This is a genomic window from Stappia sp. P2PMeth1 (assembly GCF_900185735.1).
Taxonomy (GTDB): Bacteria; Pseudomonadota; Alphaproteobacteria; order Rhizobiales; family Stappiaceae; genus Stappia.
Genome location: NZ_FYAW01000003.1, coordinates 11987 through 31440, shown reverse-complemented (window position 1 = coordinate 31440; position 19454 = coordinate 11987). Strand labels below are relative to the sequence as shown.

General features: G+C 66.9%; 19 protein-coding genes. 11 read left to right on the top strand and 8 right to left on the bottom strand.

The annotated features are described in order from the left end of the window. The 6 genes from P2PM1_RS00595 to P2PM1_RS00570 all read right to left on the bottom strand — a co-directional run bounded on the left by P2PM1_RS00595 (position 1) and on the right by P2PM1_RS00570 (position 5387). Positions 1 to 486: a nitrate reductase cytochrome c-type subunit gene (locus P2PM1_RS00595; RefSeq protein WP_186389412.1), complete on the bottom strand. Its 486-nt coding sequence runs from the start codon at positions 484 to 486 to the stop codon at positions 1 to 3. After that, complete coding sequence (gene napA / locus P2PM1_RS00590) at positions 459 to 2960, bottom strand: periplasmic nitrate reductase subunit alpha (RefSeq protein WP_186397818.1); 2502 nt, start codon at positions 2958 to 2960, stop codon at positions 459 to 461. The genes P2PM1_RS00595 and napA overlap by 28 nt, the downstream gene beginning before the upstream one ends. Before the next feature lie 2 nt (positions 2961 to 2962). Beyond that, positions 2963 to 3211 (bottom strand): chaperone NapD, encoded by a 249-nt coding sequence (locus P2PM1_RS00585; protein ID WP_186389414.1) that lies wholly within the window; start codon positions 3209 to 3211, stop codon positions 2963 to 2965. Continuing rightward, complete coding sequence (gene napF / locus P2PM1_RS00580) at positions 3204 to 3707, bottom strand: ferredoxin-type protein NapF (RefSeq protein ID WP_186389415.1); 504 nt, start codon at positions 3705 to 3707, stop codon at positions 3204 to 3206. Before napF ends, P2PM1_RS00585 begins: the two co-directional genes overlap by 8 nt. A 9-nt stretch (positions 3708 to 3716) precedes the next feature. Beyond that, positions 3717 to 3911: a periplasmic nitrate reductase, NapE protein gene (gene napE / locus P2PM1_RS00575; RefSeq protein WP_186389416.1), complete on the bottom strand. Its 195-nt coding sequence runs from the start codon at positions 3909 to 3911 to the stop codon at positions 3717 to 3719. Between the two features lie 231 nt (positions 3912 to 4142). Then, positions 4143 to 5387: an NnrS family protein gene (locus P2PM1_RS00570; protein WP_186397817.1), complete on the bottom strand. Its 1245-nt coding sequence runs from the start codon at positions 5385 to 5387 to the stop codon at positions 4143 to 4145. 133 nt (positions 5388 to 5520) lie between these two features. Between P2PM1_RS00570 and P2PM1_RS00565 the strand changes: the two genes are divergently transcribed. Then, positions 5521 to 5760: a DUF1858 domain-containing protein gene (locus P2PM1_RS00565; RefSeq protein ID WP_186389418.1), complete on the top strand. Its 240-nt coding sequence runs from the start codon at positions 5521 to 5523 to the stop codon at positions 5758 to 5760. Between the two features lie 4 nt (positions 5761 to 5764). Further along, positions 5765 to 6082, top strand: a complete 318-nt coding sequence (locus P2PM1_RS00560) for a DUF6522 family protein (RefSeq protein ID WP_186397816.1) — start codon at positions 5765 to 5767, stop codon at positions 6080 to 6082. On the opposite strand, the gene P2PM1_RS00555 is transcribed toward P2PM1_RS00560, so the two are convergent. Then, on the bottom strand, positions 6054 to 6758 hold the full coding sequence (locus P2PM1_RS00555; RefSeq protein WP_186397815.1) for a Crp/Fnr family transcriptional regulator: 705 nt from the start codon (positions 6756 to 6758) through the stop codon (positions 6054 to 6056). The two genes, P2PM1_RS00560 and P2PM1_RS00555, sit on opposite strands and share 29 nt — an antisense overlap. Before the next feature lie 148 nt (positions 6759 to 6906). Between P2PM1_RS00555 and nirK the strand changes: the two genes are divergently transcribed. The 9 genes from nirK (at position 6907) to P2PM1_RS00510 (ending at position 14874) form a co-directional block, all read left to right on the top strand. Next, on the top strand, positions 6907 to 8034 hold the full coding sequence (gene nirK / locus P2PM1_RS00550; protein WP_186389421.1) for a copper-containing nitrite reductase: 1128 nt from the start codon (positions 6907 to 6909) through the stop codon (positions 8032 to 8034). Between the two features lie 64 nt (positions 8035 to 8098). Then, complete coding sequence (locus tag P2PM1_RS00545; RefSeq protein WP_186397814.1) at positions 8099 to 8947, top strand: SUMF1/EgtB/PvdO family nonheme iron enzyme; 849 nt, start codon at positions 8099 to 8101, stop codon at positions 8945 to 8947. Between the two features lie 5 nt (positions 8948 to 8952). Continuing rightward, on the top strand, positions 8953 to 9333 hold the full coding sequence (locus tag P2PM1_RS00540; RefSeq protein ID WP_186397858.1) for a hypothetical protein: 381 nt from the start codon (positions 8953 to 8955) through the stop codon (positions 9331 to 9333). Positions 9334 to 9467: 134 nt separating this feature from the next. Beyond that, positions 9468 to 10919: a cytochrome c oxidase accessory protein CcoG gene (ccoG, locus tag P2PM1_RS00535; protein ID WP_186397813.1), complete on the top strand. Its 1452-nt coding sequence runs from the start codon at positions 9468 to 9470 to the stop codon at positions 10917 to 10919. Positions 10920 to 11017: 98 nt separating this feature from the next. After that, entirely contained in the window at positions 11018 to 11455 is a 438-nt protein-coding gene (locus tag P2PM1_RS00530) for a pseudoazurin (protein WP_186389425.1), read from the top strand. Positions 11456 to 11537: 82 nt separating this feature from the next. Next, positions 11538 to 12722, top strand: coding sequence for an NnrS family protein (locus P2PM1_RS00525; protein WP_186397812.1), 1185 nt, complete (start codon positions 11538 to 11540; stop codon positions 12720 to 12722). Next, the gene (locus tag P2PM1_RS00520) at positions 12719 to 13180 is read left to right on the top strand and encodes a hypothetical protein (RefSeq protein WP_186397811.1); all 462 of its coding nucleotides are present in this window, start codon (positions 12719 to 12721) and stop codon (positions 13178 to 13180) included. Before P2PM1_RS00525 ends, P2PM1_RS00520 begins: the two co-directional genes overlap by 4 nt. Positions 13181 to 13309: 129 nt before the next feature. Then, positions 13310 to 13570, top strand: a complete 261-nt coding sequence (locus P2PM1_RS00515) for a helix-turn-helix domain-containing protein (protein ID WP_186397810.1) — start codon at positions 13310 to 13312, stop codon at positions 13568 to 13570. After that, entirely contained in the window at positions 13567 to 14874 is a 1308-nt protein-coding gene (locus P2PM1_RS00510; protein ID WP_186389429.1) for a HipA domain-containing protein, read from the top strand. The genes P2PM1_RS00515 and P2PM1_RS00510 overlap by 4 nt, the downstream gene beginning before the upstream one ends. A 94-nt stretch (positions 14875 to 14968) precedes the next feature. On the opposite strand, the gene P2PM1_RS00505 is transcribed toward P2PM1_RS00510, so the two are convergent. After that, on the bottom strand, positions 14969 to 18661 hold the full coding sequence (locus P2PM1_RS00505; RefSeq protein WP_186397809.1) for a vitamin B12-dependent ribonucleotide reductase: 3693 nt from the start codon (positions 18659 to 18661) through the stop codon (positions 14969 to 14971). Positions 18662 to 19454 lie beyond the last annotated feature (793 nt).

Sequence of the window (19454 nt, the reverse complement as noted above, 5' to 3'; positions counted from 1 at the left end):
TCAGCGGCTCCCGGCCGGCCGGGCGCCGAGCTCGCTCATGTCGCGGAACAGGTTGGTGACAAGCGGTGGGGCATCCGACTGGGGCACGTGGCACATGGTGCAGAAGTAGCGGCGCGGCGACACGTCCGCCAGCATCTGGCCCTCGCGGTCCATGTAATGGGTGACACTGATCATCGGCGCGCCGGACCCTTCCGTGTATTCCCGCTTGTGGCAGGACAGGCAGCGGTTGGTGTTGACCGAAAGCTGGTAGCCTTCGATCGAATGCGGGATCACCGGCGGCTGCTCGGGATAGGCGCGCATCCGCCGTACGTCGTCGACGATCCATTTCGCCACCGGAGGAGCCGCAGCATTTTCCATCGGCTGGGGCGTTCCGCGCAGGCGCGGCGCGTCCTGGGAGAACGCCGGCAGCGCCAGGCCGACGGCGAACACGAGAAGGCCGGCAAGCAGCGCGTGCGCGGCTACGCGGTGGAGACCTTGACTGCGCATTTCTTGAAATCCGTCTGCTTGGAGATGGGATCGGTGGCGTCGAGCGTGACCTTGTTGATCAACTGGCTTGCGTCGAACCACGGCACGAAGACGACGCCGCGCGGCATACGGTTGCGCCCGCGCGTCTCGATGCGCGTGCGGATTTCACCGCGCCGCGAGGTCACCACGACCTCGCTGCCCTGGTTGAGGCCGCGGGCGCGGGCGTCGTCGGGATGCATGAAGAGGCGGGCGCCGGGGAAGGCCTTGTAGAGCTCGGGCACGCGCATCGTCATCGAGCCCGAATGCCAGTGCTCGAGCACCCGGCCGGTCACCAGCCACAGGTCGTAGTCGTCGTCGGGCACCTCGGCGGGTGGCTCGTAGGGCACGGCGAGGATCACCGCGCGCCCGTCCTTGCGGCCGTAGAAGCGCACGCCTTCGCCCGGCTTCACGTAAGGATCGTAACCCTCGCGGTAGCGCCAGCGGGTTTCCTCGCCATCGACCACCGGCCAGCGCAATCCGCGCACCTGGTGGTAGCGGTCATAGGGCGCAAGGTCGTGGCCATGGTCGCGGCCGAACTCCGCATATTCCTCGAACAGGCCCTTTTGAACATAGAAGCCGAAGTGCTTGGCCTCCTGGTTCTCGTAGTCCGCGTCGATCTGCGCGAGCGGGAAGCGGTCGACGGTCCCATTCGCGAACAGCACCTCGTAGAGCGTCTTGCCGCGATAGTCGGGATTGGCGTCGAGGATCTCCTGGGGCCACACCTCGTCCGTGGTGAAGCGTTTGGAGAACTCTATCATCTGCCACAGGTCGGAGCGGGCCTCGCCCTTGGCATCGACCAACTGGTGCCAGACATGGGTGCGCCGCTCGGCATTGCCGTAGGCGCCTTCCTTTTCCACCCACATGGCAGCGGGCAGGATGACGTCGGCGGCCAGTGCCGTGACCGTCGGATAAGCGTCTGAGACGACGATGAAATTTTCCGGGTTGCGGTAACCGGGATAGGTCTCTTGGCTGGTGTTGGGCGCGGCCTGCAGGTTGTTGTTCACCTGGACCCAGTACCAGTTGAGCTTGCCGTCGCGCAGCATCCGGTCCTGCTCGACCGCATGATAGCCCGGCTTGTCGGGCAGCAGTCCGTGCGGCAGCTTCCAGATTTCCTCGGTGTGCTTGCGGTGTTCGGGGTTGGTTACCACCATGTCGGCCGGCAGGCGATGGGCGAAGGTGCCGACCTCGCGCGCCGTGCCGCAGGCCGAGGGCTGGCCGGTCAGCGAGAAGGGGCTGTTGCCCGGCTCGGAGATCTTCCCGGTCAAGAGGTGGAGGTTGTAGACCATGTGGTTGGCCCAGACGCCGCGCACATGCTGGTTGAAGCCCATGGTCCACAGCGACATGACCTTGCGGTCCGGGTCGGCATAGAGTTCGGCGAGTTCGCGCAGGAAATCCGGCTCGACGCCCGACAGCGCCGAGACTTTCTCCAGCGTGTAGTCGGACACCATCTTGCGGAAGGCCTCGAAGTCGGCCGGCTCCATCTTGCCCGGATCGCCGGCGCCGACGGCCCTCAGCTCCAGCTCGTTGTCGGGGCGCAGGCCATAGCCGATATCGGTCTGGCCGGTCATGAACACCGCGTGGTCGCGCACGAAGTCCTCGTTGACGCGGCCTGTCTCGATGATGTGGTTGGCGATGTAGTTAAGGATCGCCAGATCCGTCCCCGGCTTGAAGATCATCGGGATGTCGGCAAGGTCCATGCTGCGATGGGTGAAGGTCGAGAGCACCGCCACCCGCACATGCTCATGACCAAGACGCCGGTCGGCCAGCCTCGTCCACAGGATCGGGTGCATCTCCGCCATGTTCGAGCCCCACAGCACGAAGGCGTCGGCATGCTCGAAGTCCTCGTAGCAGCCCATCGGCTCGTCCATGCCGAAGGTCCGCATGAAGGCGGTGGCGGCGGAGGCCATGCAGTGGCGGGCGTTGGGGTCGAGATTGTTGGAGCGGAAACCCGCCCGCATCAGCTTGGTGGCGGCGTAGCCCTCGAAAATCGTCCATTGGCCCGAGCCGAACATGCCGAGCGCGGTCGGGCCCTTGGCCGCCAGCGTCTCCTTGGCCTTTTCCGCCATCAGGTCGAGCGCTTCGTCCCAGGAGACCGGCTCGAACTCGCCGTCCTTGTGGTAGCTGCCGCCGCGCTTGCGCATCAGGGGCGTGGTCAGCCGGTCCTCGCCATACATGATCTTGGACAGGAAATAGCCCTTGATACAGTTGAGGCCGCGATTGACCTCCGCCTGCATGTCGCCGTGGGTGGCGACGACCTGACCGTCCTTGACGCCGACCATGACGCCGCAGCCGGTACCGCAGAAGCGGCAGGGCGCCTTCGACCACTTGATGTCCAGCGTGCCGATGCCGCCGGGAATGGGCTGGGCGGCGGCGGGCAGGGCGATGCCGGCGGCGGCAGCGGCCACCGCCGCGGCCTGCGCCTTGATCATGTCGCGTCTGGAGAGTTCAAGCTCCATCGTCAGACCTCCTCGCTATGTTCGAAAACCATGTTGGCGGACACCACGCCGTCGAGCAGGGAGATCTCAACGAGCCGGTTGCCGGCGGCGCCGCGCGGCGCTTCCAGGACGATGACGATCTTGCTGCCCTCGGCCGCGTGCACCTCGACGTCGGCAAGGCCGGCGAGAGTTGCGGCAACGCTGTCGAGCCGGTCCGGCAGGACCGAGACGACGGCGCTGGAAATGACAAGGGGAGCGGCGGCCTCACGCATCGAAGGCCTCCGGCACGGGGCGCAGTTCGATGGCCGAGACGGGGCAGGGCGCGACGCAGGCACCGCAGCCGCTACAGAGCGAGGCGGTCACCTGGGGCAGGAACGGGCCGCCGCGACGGGGCGGAAAGCGGATCGCCTCCTGCGGGCAGGCATCGCGGCAGGCCTGACAGTCGATGCCGGCGTGCGGCAGACAGTGAGCGGCGATGTGCGGCCGGTAGGGCAGGGCCTCCCGCTCGCGATCGAACAGGCCTTCCGGACATGCCTCGGCGCAGGCGCCGCAGAAGGTGCATTCTCCGGCGGCGAAGGACAGGGCCGGGCGTTCGCCGGTCATCTTGACGATGCCGGTGGGGCAGGCCGCCGCGCAGGCGCCGCAGCCGGTGCACAGGTCGAGCGCACTCGCGGCCAGCCAGGGCGGGAGCGGCATTTGTGTTGCGTCAGGGCGAGGCGGACGGCCGGTGAGGAAGCGGCGGCGTGTCCCGTCGAAAGGCAGGGTCATGCCGGCACCTCAAAGCAGTGCCGCGGGCGGGCCCGGCGGTCCGAAGATCAACTGCAGCATCCACACGGCAAACCCGTAGGTGCCGACCACGGCGACCGCCACGAAGGGCCAGACGCCGAAGGCGAGGACCAGAAAGGCCAGCAGCTCCATACGCCAGCGGCGACGGTCGGTGCCATCGGCATCGCTTTGTCCGGATTCAGTCATCCTGTGCCCGCCTCTGTCTCCGTCTCCATACGAATAAAAACCATTTTTCGACGCAATTCCAGTGAGTCAATGCGTAAAATTTCCAGTTTTTGAAACAAGATTCTTGAAACTCCCGCGTTTTCCCCAATTTTACGTCAGTATAATTGACGTTTATATGTATTTTATCGTAGGCAAATCCCTGTTTTGCTCTATGTATATTTATTGTTACGTATATTTGAATGTTGCGTGTGCTCAATTTATTGCAGCCGCCCGAAGCGGACGGGTCTGGGCGACGGCGAAGAGAAGATAGGCAAGGCTCCAGCACAGGCCGCCGGCGGCAACCAGCGGCAGGTAGTGCTCTGGCGCGATCGGAGCCGTGATGCGAAGGACGGCGCCGAGATTCACGGTAAGCAGCGCCGCCCCGCACAGCCACCGTCCGGCATATCCGCCCGGTCCCCGCGTCGTCGCCAGGCGGCTCATCACCGCAAGCGTCATGCTGCCGATCGCCCCGGCGGTGAGCGCGTGCAAGGCGGCATCCGCCGGCAGGGCGAGACCGGGCAGCGCGGCAAGGGCGGCAAGCAGCAGTCCGGTTACCAGCCAGCCATAGCCGGCATGCAGGGCCAGGATATCGCCGCGACGCAGCAACCAGCCGCGCCAGCGCAGCAGCCTTGCAAGGTTCAGCAGCCCGGCGCCGGTCAGCAGCGCGCCGGTGACGGTGGCATCCGGCGCCAGCACCCAGGCGGGCAGCGCTGCGCTGGTGGCGAGAAGCACGAAAATATCGAATCGACCGTAAGGAGCGGGCACCCGTTCGGCGCCGCGCCCGGCCAGGGCGTTACGGGTCAGGCTCGGAACCAGACGCCCGCCGACGGCGGCGATCAGCAGCGCGGCGACGGCGATGCCCGTGCGAGCCATCGTCGCGGCTGTCGCCGGATCGTCGCCGAACAGCCGGTGGGCGAGGGCGGCGGCGGCGAGCACCGGGAACAGCATCAGACCATGGCGCGACTGGCCGCTGCGCCCGAGCCGCATCTCCCGGAGCAGCAGCGCCGAAACCGCCAGCGGGAAGGCGGCATCGACCGCAAGCGCCAGCGGCAGCGGGGCAACGAACGGCACCAGGCGGCCGGCGAGCCACAGGCCGACCAGCAGCGCCAGCGGCGTGCCGGCGGTCGGCAACCGGCCGGACCAGTTGGGCGTTGCCGATAACAGGTAGCCGGCCATGATCGGCGGCAGGAAGCCGAACACCATCTCATGCGCGTGCCAGGTCAGCGCCGGCAGGCCAGCCACCTCCGCAATGCCCGCGGTGTAGATCCAGAGCCACGCGGGCACGGCCGCGACGGCCTGCAGCGCGGCGACGAAGAACAGCGGGCGGAAGGCGACGGCGAGCCACCAGCCGTCGGTGCCTTGCCGCGAAGAGGCGGTTGCGGCTGTGCCATGGCGGGGCGGCAGGGTGCGGGAGGCAGAAGCGGGACTGGCGGAGAGGGAGCGGGTCTGCGAGGCCATGGCCGGCGTCCTTGCAAGATCGGGGTCTCTGCAGGACTAGCCGGACAATCCGCCACCTTCGTTGCTCCCGCGCAAAGACGGATGCAGGCGGCCGGGGTTAGTGTAAGCCTGACGTTGCAAGGGGAGTCCTCCCATGTCCAGCCATCAGGATTTCAGAAGCGGAACGGCAAGAAGGATCGGGCCGGAAACGCTCGTCGGCGAATTGATGAACGACTACCGGGCGACGATCTCCGTGTTCATCCGCCACAAGATGATGTGCATCGGCTGCCCGGTCGCGCGCATCCACGATGTCGAGGAGGCCTGCCGCGAGCACGGCATTCCCCTCGACCGCTTCCTCGGCGAGCTCGACGCAGCCATCGCCGGCGGGAGCTGAAACAATGGAAGCTGAGGCGCCCGCCGATTTCACCGTCGATGCCGGCGTGCTGGCCGAGGGATTCGGCCTGTCGGCGGACGATTTTCGCGAGAAGCTGCGCGCCGGCCATGTGACCGGCCGGCTCTACCGGGGCGTCGGCGAGGATGCCGGCACCTGGCGGCTCGAGGTGTTTCTCGGCAATGCCCGGCTGACGGTGATCGCCGACGACCAGGGCCGGCCGCTGCACCGCTCGCTGGTCGATTTCGGCAACCGGCCGCTGCCGCGCGAGATGCGTGCCCCCACGGCCGAGCGGATCAATCGTCGGAGCGCTCCGCAAGCATGAACAGCTTGTGGGCGTTGCAGACGACCACCTTCTTGCGGGCGCTGGAGACAAGCCCCTGCGCCTCCCAGGACGTCATCACCCGGCTGACCGTGTGAAGCGTCGTGCCGGTCATCTCGGCGATGTCCTGCCGGGTTACCGGGAAGTCGATCAGAATGCCTTCCTCGGTCTTGCGTCCGGCCTGGTTGACCAGGCGAAGCAGCGCATGCGCCACCCGCCGTTCCACCTCCTCGGTCGACAGTTCCCTGATCCGCGTGTGGGCGTCCTGCAGGCGTTGTCCCACCGTCTGCAGCGCGTTCATCGCCAGCACTGGGCTGCGCGCGATGAAGGCGTCCCACTGGCTCGACGGCCAGACGAGGGCGAGGCTGTCGACCACGGCGGAGGCGGTCGCCGGATAGTCGGTGCGGCGCATCGCTCTGGCGATGCCGAAGATGTCGCCGGGATTGACATGGCGCACGACGACCTGCTGACCATCCTGCGTGGTCTGCACCACCTTCAGCCGGCCATGCAGAAGCGCGAAGAATTCGGTCGCCGGTTCGCCTTGCGTGAAGACCGCCGCACCAATGGCAAAGCGCCGGGTGACGGCCATGGCCAGCACCGCGTCGAGGTCCTCGTCCGACATCGACTGAAAGATCGTGAGATCCCGGATCAGGGATCGGTCAAGTTGAGCGGGTGGCATTCCGTGGTTCCCTCCTCAGATGCCATTTTGTCGCAGTTTGCCCGGACTTCAGTGCCGGGCTTGTTTGCCTTTTAGCAAAAAGAAAATCTCCGTACGGGTGTTTCCTCTTCTTGTCGAGAATGACGGACGACAGGAAAGGAACATTGTCATGATCACGAGACGCACCGCACTGATCGGGACCGCTATGGCCACTCTGATGGCGGTCGTCCCGGCAATCGCAGATGAATCGGCAAATCCTACCCTTGATGCGCTGGACCTGCCGGATCAGACCGTGACGCTGGAGCGTGTGCATGCGACCCTGGTGCCGCCGCCTGCGGTGATGGAGCACGACCGTGTCGCCACCGGTGCTCCGAAGGTGGTCGAGTTTACCATGACCATCGAGGAGAAGACGATCGTCGTGGACGATCAGGGAACGAAGTTCCACGCCATGACGTTCAACGGCACGATGCCCGGGCCGACCATGGTTGTCCATGAGGGCGATTACGTGGAGCTGACGCTGGTCAATCCCGAGACCAACGAGATGCCCCACAATATCGACTTCCACGCCGCCACCGGCGCGCTCGGTGGTGCCGCCCTCACGCTGATCAATCCGGGCGAGCAGGCGACGCTGCGCTTCAAGGCGACGCGGAGCGGGGCCTTCGTCTATCACTGCGCGCCTCCGGGAATGGTTCCCTGGCATGTGGTGGCCGGCATGAGCGGCACTTTGCTGGTGTTGCCGCGCGAAGGCCTCAAGGACGATCGCGGCGAGCCGGTCAGCTATGACACGGCCTATACGATCGGCGAGTTCGACCTCTATATCCCCAAGGACGAGGACGGCAACTACAAGACCTATGACAGCCTCGGCGAGTCCTATGCCGACACGCTGGAGGTGATGCGCGGCCTGATCCCGACGCATGTGGTCTTCAACGGCTCGAAGAACGCGCTGACCGGCGAGAACGCGATGACGGCGAAGGTCGGCGAAAAGGTGCTGTTCATCCACAGCAGCGCCAATCGCGACACCCGTCCGCATCTGATCGGCGGGCATGGCGATCTGGTCTGGGAGACCGGCAAGTTCGCCAATGCGCCCGAGCGCGACCTGGAGACCTGGTTCGTGCGCGGCGGCAGCGCGGCGGTGGCTCTCTACGAGTTCCTGCAGCCCGGCATCTACGCCTATGTCAACCACAACCTGATCGAGGCGGCCGAACTCGGCGCCACCGGCCATGTGAAGGTCGACGGGCAGTGGAACAACGACCTGATGATGCAGGTCAGCGCCCCGGCTCCGATCCCGGTGCAGTAACCGGCCAGTCAGGCACGGGTGGCCCGCTTTCGCGGGCCCCCCGTCTTTCCCGGGAGTACCCATCATGCGTGCGAAACGGACCCTCCTGCCGCTGGTCGCGGCCCTGTCGCTGCCGCTGGCCGCCGGTGCCGCCGGCGTCGCCGACATCGCCGACGTCGGCCCGCCGGAGACGGTGCGGATCGAGGAGAGCCGAATCCTCTATCGGCAGCCCGGCGAATATCTCGTCGGCCGTTCGGCGACCAACGGTCCGCTGGAGGAAATTGCGCTCACGCAGCCCTTCGAGATCATGCGCCGCCAGGTGACCGCCGGCGAATACGGGCGCTGTGTCGCGGCCGGCGCCTGCCTTGCGCTCGACAAGGCGCAGGACCCGGACCTGCCGGTCACCGGCGTCAACTGGCACGACGCCGCCGCCTATGCGGCCTGGCTGCGCAAGGCGACCGGTCAGGCCTGGCGCCTGCCGAGCGACCGGGAATGGTCGCTCGCCGCCGGCAGCCGCTATCGCGACGATGCGCTGACCGATATCGCCGATGCCGACGATCCGTCGCGGCGCTGGATCGCCATGTACGAGGCGGAGAGCGCAAGGGGCACGGATGTCGACCCGACGCCGCGTCCGGTCGGCCATTTCGGCAGCAACGAGCATGGACTGCTGGATATTGCCGGCAATGTCTGGGAGTGGACCGATAGCTGCTACCTGCGCCATCGCTTCGATCCAGTGACTGGTGCCGAGAGCGTGGTGGAGAACTGCGGCATCCGCATCGCGCAAGGGAGCCATCGGGCCTATATGACCGGGTTCTTCCGCGACCCCAAGGCCGGCGCCTGCTCGGTCGGCATTCCGCCGGCCAATCTCGGCATCCGCCTGGTGCGCGACGATCCCGGCGGATGGCGGCGGCTGAAAACATGGATCGGCCTGTGAGCGGGATGGGGCCGGCCCTTGGCGGCGGCGACGAGGACGTGCTGGCGCGCCTTGCCCATGTGCTGCACGAGATGGGACTGCCCTGCGACTGCCAGGACCAGGTGGAGCGGGCGGTCTCGCTCTTTGCCGAGCTGGAGGCGCGGCGGGTGCGCCGCCGGCTGATGGAGGCGGCCCGCACCCGTGCCGTCCGCCTTGCCGGCTTCATCGGCTATCTCGACGACCTGCGCGAGGGCGCCGTCGAGCAACTCGGCCCGGACGACTGCCTGCTGATCGCCGATACGTTCCGCACCATCGGCCGCACCGCCTCGGAAGGGGCGGCGTGTCTGGAGATGCTGGCCGGACGCCTGGAAGCCTCCGGCAAGGAAGGCGGCGGCACGGAGACGTGACGTCCCGCGCGGTGCCTGCCAATTCGCTCCGCTCTTTGTGCCGGCACAAAGAGCGTCGGCCCCCCGTTGCCTAGGGTCCGGACTCTCGACGAGCAGTCCGGCTCCGGGGGGCGGCCGGCGGACGGAGACCGGCAATGACCTTTCATCCCACCAGATTGCACCGCAAGCCGGGCATCGGCGCCGCGCCGGCCATCGGGCCGGGAGAACCGGTCGTGCCGCAGTCGGTGAGCGGCCGCTTCCGCCGGCTGAAATGGGCGGCCGTGGGCCTCTGCCTTGCGCTCTACTATGCGCTGCCGTTCCTGCGCTATGACCGCGGTCCCGGCCAGCCTGACCAGGCGATCCTGTTCGACCTGGCCGGGCTGCGCTTCCATCTCGCCGGGCTGGAGCTGCGGCCGCAGGAGCTTTACCTGCTGACCGGCCTCCTGGTGCTCGCCACCCTCGTTCTGGTCCTGTCCAACGTGGTTGCGGGGCGGATCTGGTGCGGCTTCTTCTGTCCGCAGACCGTGTGGACGGATCTGTTCCTGTGGGTCGAGCGGCGGCTGGAGGGCGACCGCCGCGAGCGGCTGCGCCAGCTCTATCTGCCGATGACGCCGGCGCGGGCACTGCGGCGCATCGCCAAGCATGCGATCTGGCTGGGGATCGCCGCCGGCACGGGCGGGGCCTTCGCGCTCTATTTCGCCGACGCGCCGACCCTTTTGCGCGAGATACTCACCGGCGAGGCCGGCACCGTTGCCTATGGCGCGGTGCTGAGCCTGACGCTGACGACCTACACGCTCGCCGGCTTCGCCCGCGAGAAGATGTGCACCTACATGTGCCCCTGGCCGCGCCTGCAGGGCGCCGTCTGGGATGCGGAGGCCTTTGGCGTCGCCTATCGCGACTATCGCGGTGAGGATCGGATGTCGGCGAAGAAGGCGGCGGCGGCACGCGCCAGCGGCCTGCCGGCGGGCGACTGCGTCGACTGCATGGCCTGCGTCACTGTCTGCCCGATGGGCATCGACATCCGCGAGGGGCCGAACCTTGCCTGCATCAATTGCGGGCTGTGCGTCGATGCCTGCGACACCACCATGCAGAAGCTCGAGCGGCCGCGCGGGCTGATCGATTACGAGAGCTGGACCAATATCGAGCGCGGCCGCAGGGGCGAGGCGTGCGTGCCGGTGCGCCTCGTGCGGGCGAAGACCGTGGCCCTCGCGCTGGCCGGGCTGGCGATGGCGGCGACCCTCGTGACGCTGGTCGCGACCCGCGCGACCCTGTCGCTCAGCGTCGCGCATGAGCGCAATCCGGTGGCGGTGGAACTCTCCGACGGGCGGCTGCGCAATGCCTATGACGTGCGCGTGTGGCATGTGGCGGGCGGTGGCGGCACGGTTGCGCTCGCGGTCGAGGGCGCGGATGGGGCCGAGTTGCGCTCGGTCAGCGATGTCGGCGAAGAGGCGGACAGCATCGCCATCCTGCTCGACGACAAAGGCCGCCGCCGGCTGCGGGTGACGGTGACGGCGGACCCGTCCGCCGCCGGCGCGCTGACCTTCCGCCTCACCGATCCGGCAAGCGGCGAGAGCGTCACCGCCACCGACTTCTTCCATCTTCCGTGAAACCGCTCGCGAAATTTGCGCTGGCACAACGTTGCCCCGCCGCGACGCATCTACTCCTTCAGGCAATGGACCGCACCGGTCCGCAAACGGAGAGCGAGATGAAGACCACACGGACGATCGCCCTTGCCCTTGCCACCGTTCTGGCCCTGGCCGGGACCGCCGCCTCGGCGGCGGAGCATGAGGTGAAGATGCTCAACAAGGGCGCCAAGGGCGTCATGGTGTTCGAGCCGGACCTGCTCAAGATCGCCCCCGGCGACACTGTGCATTTCCGCGCGACCAACCCGAGCCACAACGCCGAATCGATCAAGGGCATGATGCCGGAGGGCGCCGAAGCCTTCGTCGGAAAGATGAACCAGGACGTCTCCATCACCTTCACGCAGGAAGGCGTCTACGGCATCCAGTGCAAGCCGCATTTCTCCATGGGCATGGTGGCCGCGATCGTCGTCGGCGAGCCGGTGAACCTTGCCGAGGCCAAGACGGTCAAGACGCCGGGCAAGGCCAGGAAGGTGTTCGAGGAACTGCTCGGCGGCCTGTGATCCGGCGGGTGTGAACGGGCCCCGGCCGGCGAATGTCGGCCGGGGCCGTCCTTTCGCGACAAAGCCCTTTCAGGAGGCGGCAATGACCCTTTCCCTTCGGCGCAGCTACTGGCTGACCGGCGGTTTCCGCCCCTTCTTCTTCCTCGGCGCGCTGTCGATGGCCCTGTCCGTGCTGGTCTGGATTCCGATCCTCTCGGGCCATCTCGACCTGCCCACCGCTTTCCTGCCCCGCGACTGGCACATCCACACGCTGCTGTTCGGCGGCGTTTCGGCAATCATCGCCGGCTTCGCGCTGACGGCGGTCGCCAACTGGACCGGCCGGCCGCTGGTCGCCGGCGGCGAGCTCTTCGCCCTGGTGCTGCTGTGGCTTGCCGGGCGTGTCGCCGTCACGGTGTCGGCGCTGACGGGCGCCTGGGCGGCGATGGCCGTCGATCTTGCCTTCCCGCTGGCGCTGGTCGCCGTCTTCGCCCGCGAGGTGGTCGCCGGCGGAAACTTGCGCAACCTGCGCATCGTCGTGATCGTCGCGCTCTACGGCCTTGCCAACGCAGCCTTCCACGCGGAAGCGGCGCTGACCGGCGTCGCCGATCATGCCGCGCGTGCCGGCATTGCCGTGGTGCTGCTGCTCGTCATGCTGATCGGCGGGCGGATCATTCCCGCCTTCACCCGCAACTGGCTGGTGCAGCGGCGCGCCCTCTCGCTGCCCGCCGGCTTCTCGCGCCTCGACGGCGCCGTGATGCTGGTCTCCGCGCTCGCGCTCGTCCTGTGGACGGCCCGGCCGGACCATGTCGCGACCGCGCTTGCCATGCTGATCGCCGGGCTTGCCAATGGCTTGCGCCTGTCGCGCTGGTGCGGGCTGGCGACGCGCCGCGATCCGCTGCTTCTCGTCCTGCATCTGGGCTTTGCCACCGTGCCGCTCGGCTTCGCGCTGGAAGGGCTGGCGATCCTGCTGCCCGGCGCGCTGGAGCCCGCCGCCGCCGCCCATGTGTGGACCGCCGGCACCTTCGGCATGATGACGCTCGCCGTGATGACGCGGGCAAGCCGGGGCCATTCCGGCCATCCGCTGGCCGCCGGCCGGCTGGAAGTGGCGATCTACGCGCTGGTCGCGCTCGGCGCTGCCGCCCGGGTGCTCGCGCCCTATGCGGGTGGCTGGATGGTGCACCTGTTCGCCTGCGCCGCGCTGGCCTGGGCGCTGGCCTATCTGCTCTTCGCCGCCGGCTATGCGCGCATGCTGCTGTGGCAGTCCGGCCTGCCGGTGCGCCGGTCATGAGCGCCACTGCCGACGGCAGTGCCGACGGCGGCCCGGACATGGCCCGCGCGCTGCCGGCCATCACGACCTGTGCGGCGCTGCGACTTGCCGCCTTGCGCTTCGCCGCGCTCCTCGTCGGCGCCTATCTGCTCTCCGGTTCGGCCCGCGCGGTGCTGGTTGACCCGGCCGCCGGCCCGCTTGCCGGCGCGCTGCTGGAGGCGCTGTGGCTGATCTCAGCCGGATTGCTCGGCACTGCCCTGATGCCCTGGGGGCAGCTCGCGCCGCGCCGGGCCGTCGCGCTCGCCGTGCTGACGGCCTTGGTGCTCGCCCTCGGCGACGCGCTGGTGGCGGTGTTCCTGTGCGGGATCCCCGTGCCGCGCCATTTCTCCCGCTTCGCGCAGGTCCATGGCGCCATCCAGGCCGCCGCCTTCGTCACCGCGCTGCTGCTGCCGCTGGCGGTGTCCTTGCGGCGCAGATAAAGAATCCTCACGATCATGCGGATTTGTTCGGCGGAGGAAGCTGAGGACCATAAATCCGCACGTTCGTGAGGATTTCTTTCCTGCGTGAACGGAGCGTGTTATAAATCCTCACGAACGTGAGGATTTGATATGAAAGTTCCGGTCAACGGCCCGCAGGATATCGGTGCCATCATACGCGCAACCCGCAAGGCGCAAGGTCTGCGCCAGGACGATGCCGCCGGCAGCATCGGCGTCAGCGAGAACTTCCTGTCCAAGGTCGAGCGCGGCAACCCGTCGGTGAGCTGGGCAAAGCTGTTCGAGGTCATGGACGGATTGGGTATCCGCATCTTGCTGGACACGCCCGTTGACATCGACCCGGCGCCGCCGGCCGGAGACGGCTCGAAGCGATGACCGAACGCGCCCTGGCAGCCTATATCAACGCGCACCGGGTCGGCGAGCTTGTCGATACGGGAGGGGTCTGGTCTTTCCGCTATGCCGCAGGCTGGCTCCAGTCGCCGGGAGCCTATTTTCTCTCGCCCCACCTTGTGCCGGTGGACGGGGTGGTCACGGATGGATCGAGCCAGCGGCCGGTCCAGTGGTATTTCGACAATCTGCTGCCGGAGGAAGGGCAGCGAAGCCTGCTCGCCAGCGATGCCAGCATAGACGAAGCCGATGCCTTCGGCCTCCTTGCTCATTACGGGGCCGAGTCGGTCGGTTCGCTGACGCTCGTGCCTCCCGAGCAGTTGCCCGACAACACCGGCGAGCGCCGGCCGCTGACTTTCAGTGCCTTGTCGGAGCGCATCCGCGGCCTGCCGCGGCTGCCGCTCACCCATGCGGCCCCCAAGCGCATGTCGCTCGCCGGCGCGCAGCACAAGCTGGCGGTCAACTTCGACGGCGAAGCCTTGTTCGAGCCTGTCGGGGAAACGCCTTCGACACATATCCTCAAGCCGGATCATCCGGACCCGACCTATGCCCATTCGGTGGCGAACGAGTATTTCATCATGCGGCTCGCGGCACGCCTGCGGCTTCAGGTTCCGCGTGTGGCGAAGCTCTACATTCCCGAACCGGTCTATCTGATCGAGCGGTTCGACCGCAGAAAAGCCGAAACCGGCTGGGAGCGTCTGCATGTCGTCGATGCCTGCCAGTTGCTGAATCTCGACCGGGCGTTCAAGTACAATCAGGGCAGCATCGAACGGCTGGCCGAACTGGCAAACCATTGCCGCAGCATGGCGGTTGCCCGCAGCCGCCTCTTCGAATGGCTGGTCTTCAACGTTCTTGCCGGCAACGATGACGCCCACCTGAAGAATCTGAGTTTCCTCGTCTCCGGGGCGGGAGTGCAACTCGCCCCGCATTACGACCTGTTGTGCACGGCGGTTTACGACAGCCGCGCCTTCGATCAGGCCGGATGGCCCGACAGGACCACGCTCGCATGGCCTGTTCTCGGCGCGCGTCGTCATGCGGATATCTCTCGGGAAAAACTCCTCGACGCGGCCGAGGCGCTGGGGCTCGCCCGCAGGACCGGCGAACGTATCCTCGCCTTTCAGTTCGGTCGTATACTGGCCGTGGCGCAGGAGCTTCAGGACGAGATCGAGGCGGAGGATCGGGCGCGGTACGCGGACGATCCGAAGATCCAGACCTGCATCACGGCCGAGGCCCGGACGATCCGTGCCGTGATCCATACGGTCATCGCGGATACCGTCCGCCAACTCGGGTGAGACCTGAGGCCACCCGAAAATGACGAGGCCCCGGGCATCGCGGGATGTCCGGGGCCTCGTTTGCTTTGTCAGGCCGGACCCTCCGGCCAGCGTCTTAGCTGCAGCCGCTGGTGCTGCCGCAGGTGTCGCACTTCAGGCATGTGCCGTTGCGCACCATGGTGAAGTTGCCGCATTCCGGGCAGCTCTCGCCCTCGTAGCCCTTCATCCGGGCCTGGGCGATGCGCTCGGCCGCGCTCTGCGCCTGCGGGGCGGGGGCCGTGCCGATCTCGACCCGGACGGCCGCTTCCGAGCCGCGGGCGAAGGCGGTGGCGACCGCCGTCGCTTGCGCGATCGGCGCATTGCCGAGTTCGGCGGCGATCGCCTTGGTCAGGTTGCCCGCCGGCTCGCCGCCACCGCCGACAAGGCGGAAGCGCTCGGTCTGGCCGCGGATCAGGCCGTGCGAGACGACGCCCTGGTGGCTCTTGCCGCCGCGCCCCTCGGTCTCGCTGGCCGTCGTCGCCAACTGGCCGAAGGCCTCCGGCGGGACATGGGCAAGCTCGTGGCGGCCGAGATAGGACACGGCCAGTTCGCGGAACACGTAGTCGAGCACCGAGGTGGCGTTCTTGATCGCGTCGTTGCCCTGCACCATGCCCGCCGGCTCGAACTTGGTGAAGATGAAGGCGTCGACATACTCCTCCAGCGGCACGCCGTATTGCAGGCCGAGCGACACCGAGATGGCGAAGTTGTTGATGAAGGCGCGCAGGGCCGAGCCTTCCTTGTTCATGTCGATGAAGATCTCGCCGAGGCGGCCATCATCGTATTCGCCGGTGCGCAGGAAGATCGTGTGTCCGCCGATCTTGGCCTTCTGTGTGTAGCCCTTGCGACGGGTCGGCAGTTTCTCCTGCTGGCGCACGACACGCTCGACGATGCGTTCGACGATCTTCTCGGCAACCATCTCGGCCCGCACCGCCTGCGGCTGGGCGACCAGCGTCTCGACCGCATCCTCGTCCTCGTCGTCGACATCGGCGAGCAGTTGCGAGTTCAGCGGCTGCGACAGCTTGGAACCGTCGCGGTAGAGCGCGTTGGCCTTCAGCGCCAGGCGCCAGGAGAGCAGGTAGGCCTCCTTGCAGTCGGCGACGGTGGCGTCGTTCGGCATGTTGATCGTCTTGGAGATCGCGCCGGAGATGAACGGCTGGGCCGCCGCCATCATGCGGATGTGGCTCTCCACCGACAGGAAGCGCTTGCCGAGACGCCCGCAGGGGTTGGCGCAGTCGAAGACCGGATAGTGCTCGGTCTTCAGGAAGGGCGCCCCCTCCAGCGTCATGGCGCCGCAGACATGGGTGTTGGCCGCCTCGATCTCCGCCTTCGAATAGCCGAGATGCGCCAGCAGCTCGAACTCCGGATCGTCCAGCTTCTCGGCCGGCACCTTCAGCGCGCCCGTCAGGACGTCGTCGCCGAGTGTCCAGCGGTTGAACACGAACTTGATGTCGAAGGCCGACTTCAGCGCGCCGGCGACCTTGGCCAGCGAGGCGTCGTCGAAGCCGCGGGCCCGAAGGCTCGACGGGTTGACCGCCGGGGCCTGGTCGAGCGAGCCGTGCCCGACCGCATAGGCCTCGATCTCGGCGATCTGGCTCTCGGAGTAGCCGAGCGTGCGCAGGGCCTCCGGCACCGCGCGGTTGATGATCTTGAAGTAGCCGCCGCCGGCCAGCTTCTTGAACTTCACCAGCGCGAAGTCCGGCTCGATGCCGGTCGTGTCGCAGTCCATCACGAGGCCGATCGTGCCGGTGGGCGCGATCACCGTCGACTGGGCGTTGCGGTAGCCGTGCTTCTCGCCGAGCTCCAGCGCCCGGTCCCAGGCAAGCTTGGCGCGCTCGATCAGGATCTGCTCCGGGCAGGAGGCGTGGTCGAGCGGGACGGGCAGGGTGTTCAGCCCCTCATAGCCCGAGGCCTCGCCATAGGCGGCGCGGCGATGGTTGCGCATGACCCGCAGCATGTGCGGGGCATTGTCCGCATAGCCGGGGAAGGGGCCGAGCTCGCCGGCCATCTCGGCCGAGGTGGCATAGGCGACGCCGGTCATGATCGCGGTCAGCGCACCGCAGATCGCGCGGCCCTCGTCGCTGTCATAGGGAATCCCCGAGGTCATCAGCAGGCCGCCGATATTGGCGTAGCCGAGGCCCAGCGTGCGGTAGCGGTAGGACAGTTCCGCGATCTCCCTGGACGGGAACTGCGCCATCAGCACCGACACTTCGAGCACGACGGTCCACAGGCGGACGCAATGCTCGTAGGAGTCCACGTCGAACTTGCCGTCGGCCTCACGGAACTGCAGCAGGTTCAGCGAGGCGAGGTTGCAGGCCGTGTCGTCGAGGAACATGTACTCGGAGCACGGGTTCGACGCGCGGATCTCGCCGGAGGCCGGGCAGGTGTGCCAGTCGTTGATGGTGGTGTGGTACTGGATGCCGGGATCGGCCGAGGCCCAGGCGGCATAGCCGATCTGCTCCCACAGCTCGCGGGCCTTCATCGTCTTGGTGACGCGGCCGTCCTTGCGGGCGGTCAGGCTCCAGTCGCCGTCATCCATCACGGCGGTGAGGAAGCCGTCCGTGACGCGCACCGAATTGTTGGAATTCTGGCCGGAAACCGTGAGATAGGCCTCCGAATCCCAGTCGGTGTTGTAGGTCGGGAACTCGATCTTGGTGAAGCCCTGGCGCGCGAACTGGATGACGCGCTGGATGTAGTTCTCCGGCACCATCATCTTCTTGGCGGCGCGGATCTCGCGCTTCAAGGCCAGGTTCTTCGCCGGATCGAAGCAGTCGCCGTTGTCCGCCTCGCAGTTGACGCAAGCCTTCATGATGGCGGTCAGGTGCTTCTGGCAGATCTTCGAGCCGGTGACGAGGGCGGCGACCTTCTGCTCTTCCTTGACCTTCCAGTTGATGTAGGACTCGATGTCCGGATGGTCGATGTCGACCACCACCATCTTGGCGGCGCGGCGGGTGGTGCCGCCCGACTTGATGGCGCCGGCGGCGCGGTCGCCGATCTTCAGGAAGCTCATCAATCCGGAGGACTTGCCGCCGCCCGACAGCTTCTCGCCCTCGCCGCGGACGCGGGAGAAGTTGGAGCCGGTGCCGGAGCCGTATTTGAACAGGCGCGCCTCGCGCACCCACAGGTCCATGATGCCGTTCTCGTTGACGAGATCGTCCTCGACCGACTGGATGAAGCAGGCATGCGGCTGCGGATGCTCGTAGGCCGTCGCCGAGCGGGTCAGCTCGCCGGTCTGGAAGTCGACATAGAAGTGGCCCTGGCTGGGACCGTCGATGCCATAGGCCCAGTGCAGGCCGGTGTTGAACCACTGCGGGCTGTTGGGGGCGACCTTCTGGGTCGCCAGCATGTAGCGCAGTTCGTCGTAGAAGGCCTGGGCGTCGGCCTCACTGTCGAAATAGCCGCCCTTCCAGCCCCAATAGGTCCAGGTGCCGGCGAGACGGTCGAACACCTGGCGGGCGTCGGTCTCGGAGCCGTAGCGCTCCTCCTCGGGCAACTTCTTCAGCGCCTTGAGGTCGGCTTCCTGGCGCCACAGCCAGGAGGGAACGGTGTTCTCCTCGACCGGCTTCAGGCGGGCCGGAACGCCGGCCTTGCGGAAGTATTTCTGCGCCAGGATGTCGGCCGCGACCTGCGAGAACTGGGCCGGAACGTCAATGTTTTCAAGCCGGAAGACGACAGAGCCGTCCGGATTGCGGATCTCGCTGGTGGCGACGCGAAACGCGATGTCGGCATAGGGAGACTGGCCCTCCCTCGTATAACGCCGCTCGATCTTCATCCAAAAGCCCCTTTCGTGTGTCCGGCCGCCGGCCGGCTATTTCGGTCGCGGCAAGGCCGCGGGTGAGCGTGACGGCCATGCCGCCGAACCTGCGCATCGCGGGGACGCGCCGGCCATTGCTCGCCTTCCTGTTTCGTGGCGCCGCGCCGTGTCGACGCGATCATTATCGTGGGTGATGACTATATATAGTGGGTCACCGCGTTTTTGTCACGATATATCGTCAACGCAAGACGCGAAATCCCGACATCACGCACCGCCGCGGTTGTGACGCCGAGACCGGGATCTCCCGGATACGCTGCTGCAGTTGATGAGGACGCGGGGCACGCACGGCTTGTCGCCGGCCCCAACCTTGCTGCGATTACCTGACAGCCTCAAGGTAGGGTGAATCGTCGGTAAGCGTCAAGCGCTCCGAGCAAGCTGTTGTGGCTCGATTTTGATCTGACGCAAAATGTAGTGTGTCCGTGTGGATAACGAGGACGAGCTTGGAATCGGCCTTTTGCCGGCAAAGGCAGCCCGCAACCGGCCCGCGCGGGCCGATGCGGCCCCTGCGCCTGTCCCCGGACGGGCGGGGCGGCGGGCAGGGCACTTATCCCCGCCGAACCCTTGCAAAACCGGGAGCGGGGATTGCAACCCTCTATCCCCGCTCTCGCAAAAACGGCGGAAAACCGCCATTTCTTTTGAGGGCGATTTTGCGAGATTGCGCAGAATCGTCTCAATTCTTGAGAAATTAGCATCGAACGCGCCGCAATTTGAGAAAGTTTGTCCAAAAATCGTCTTGTCCTGCTCAATCGCG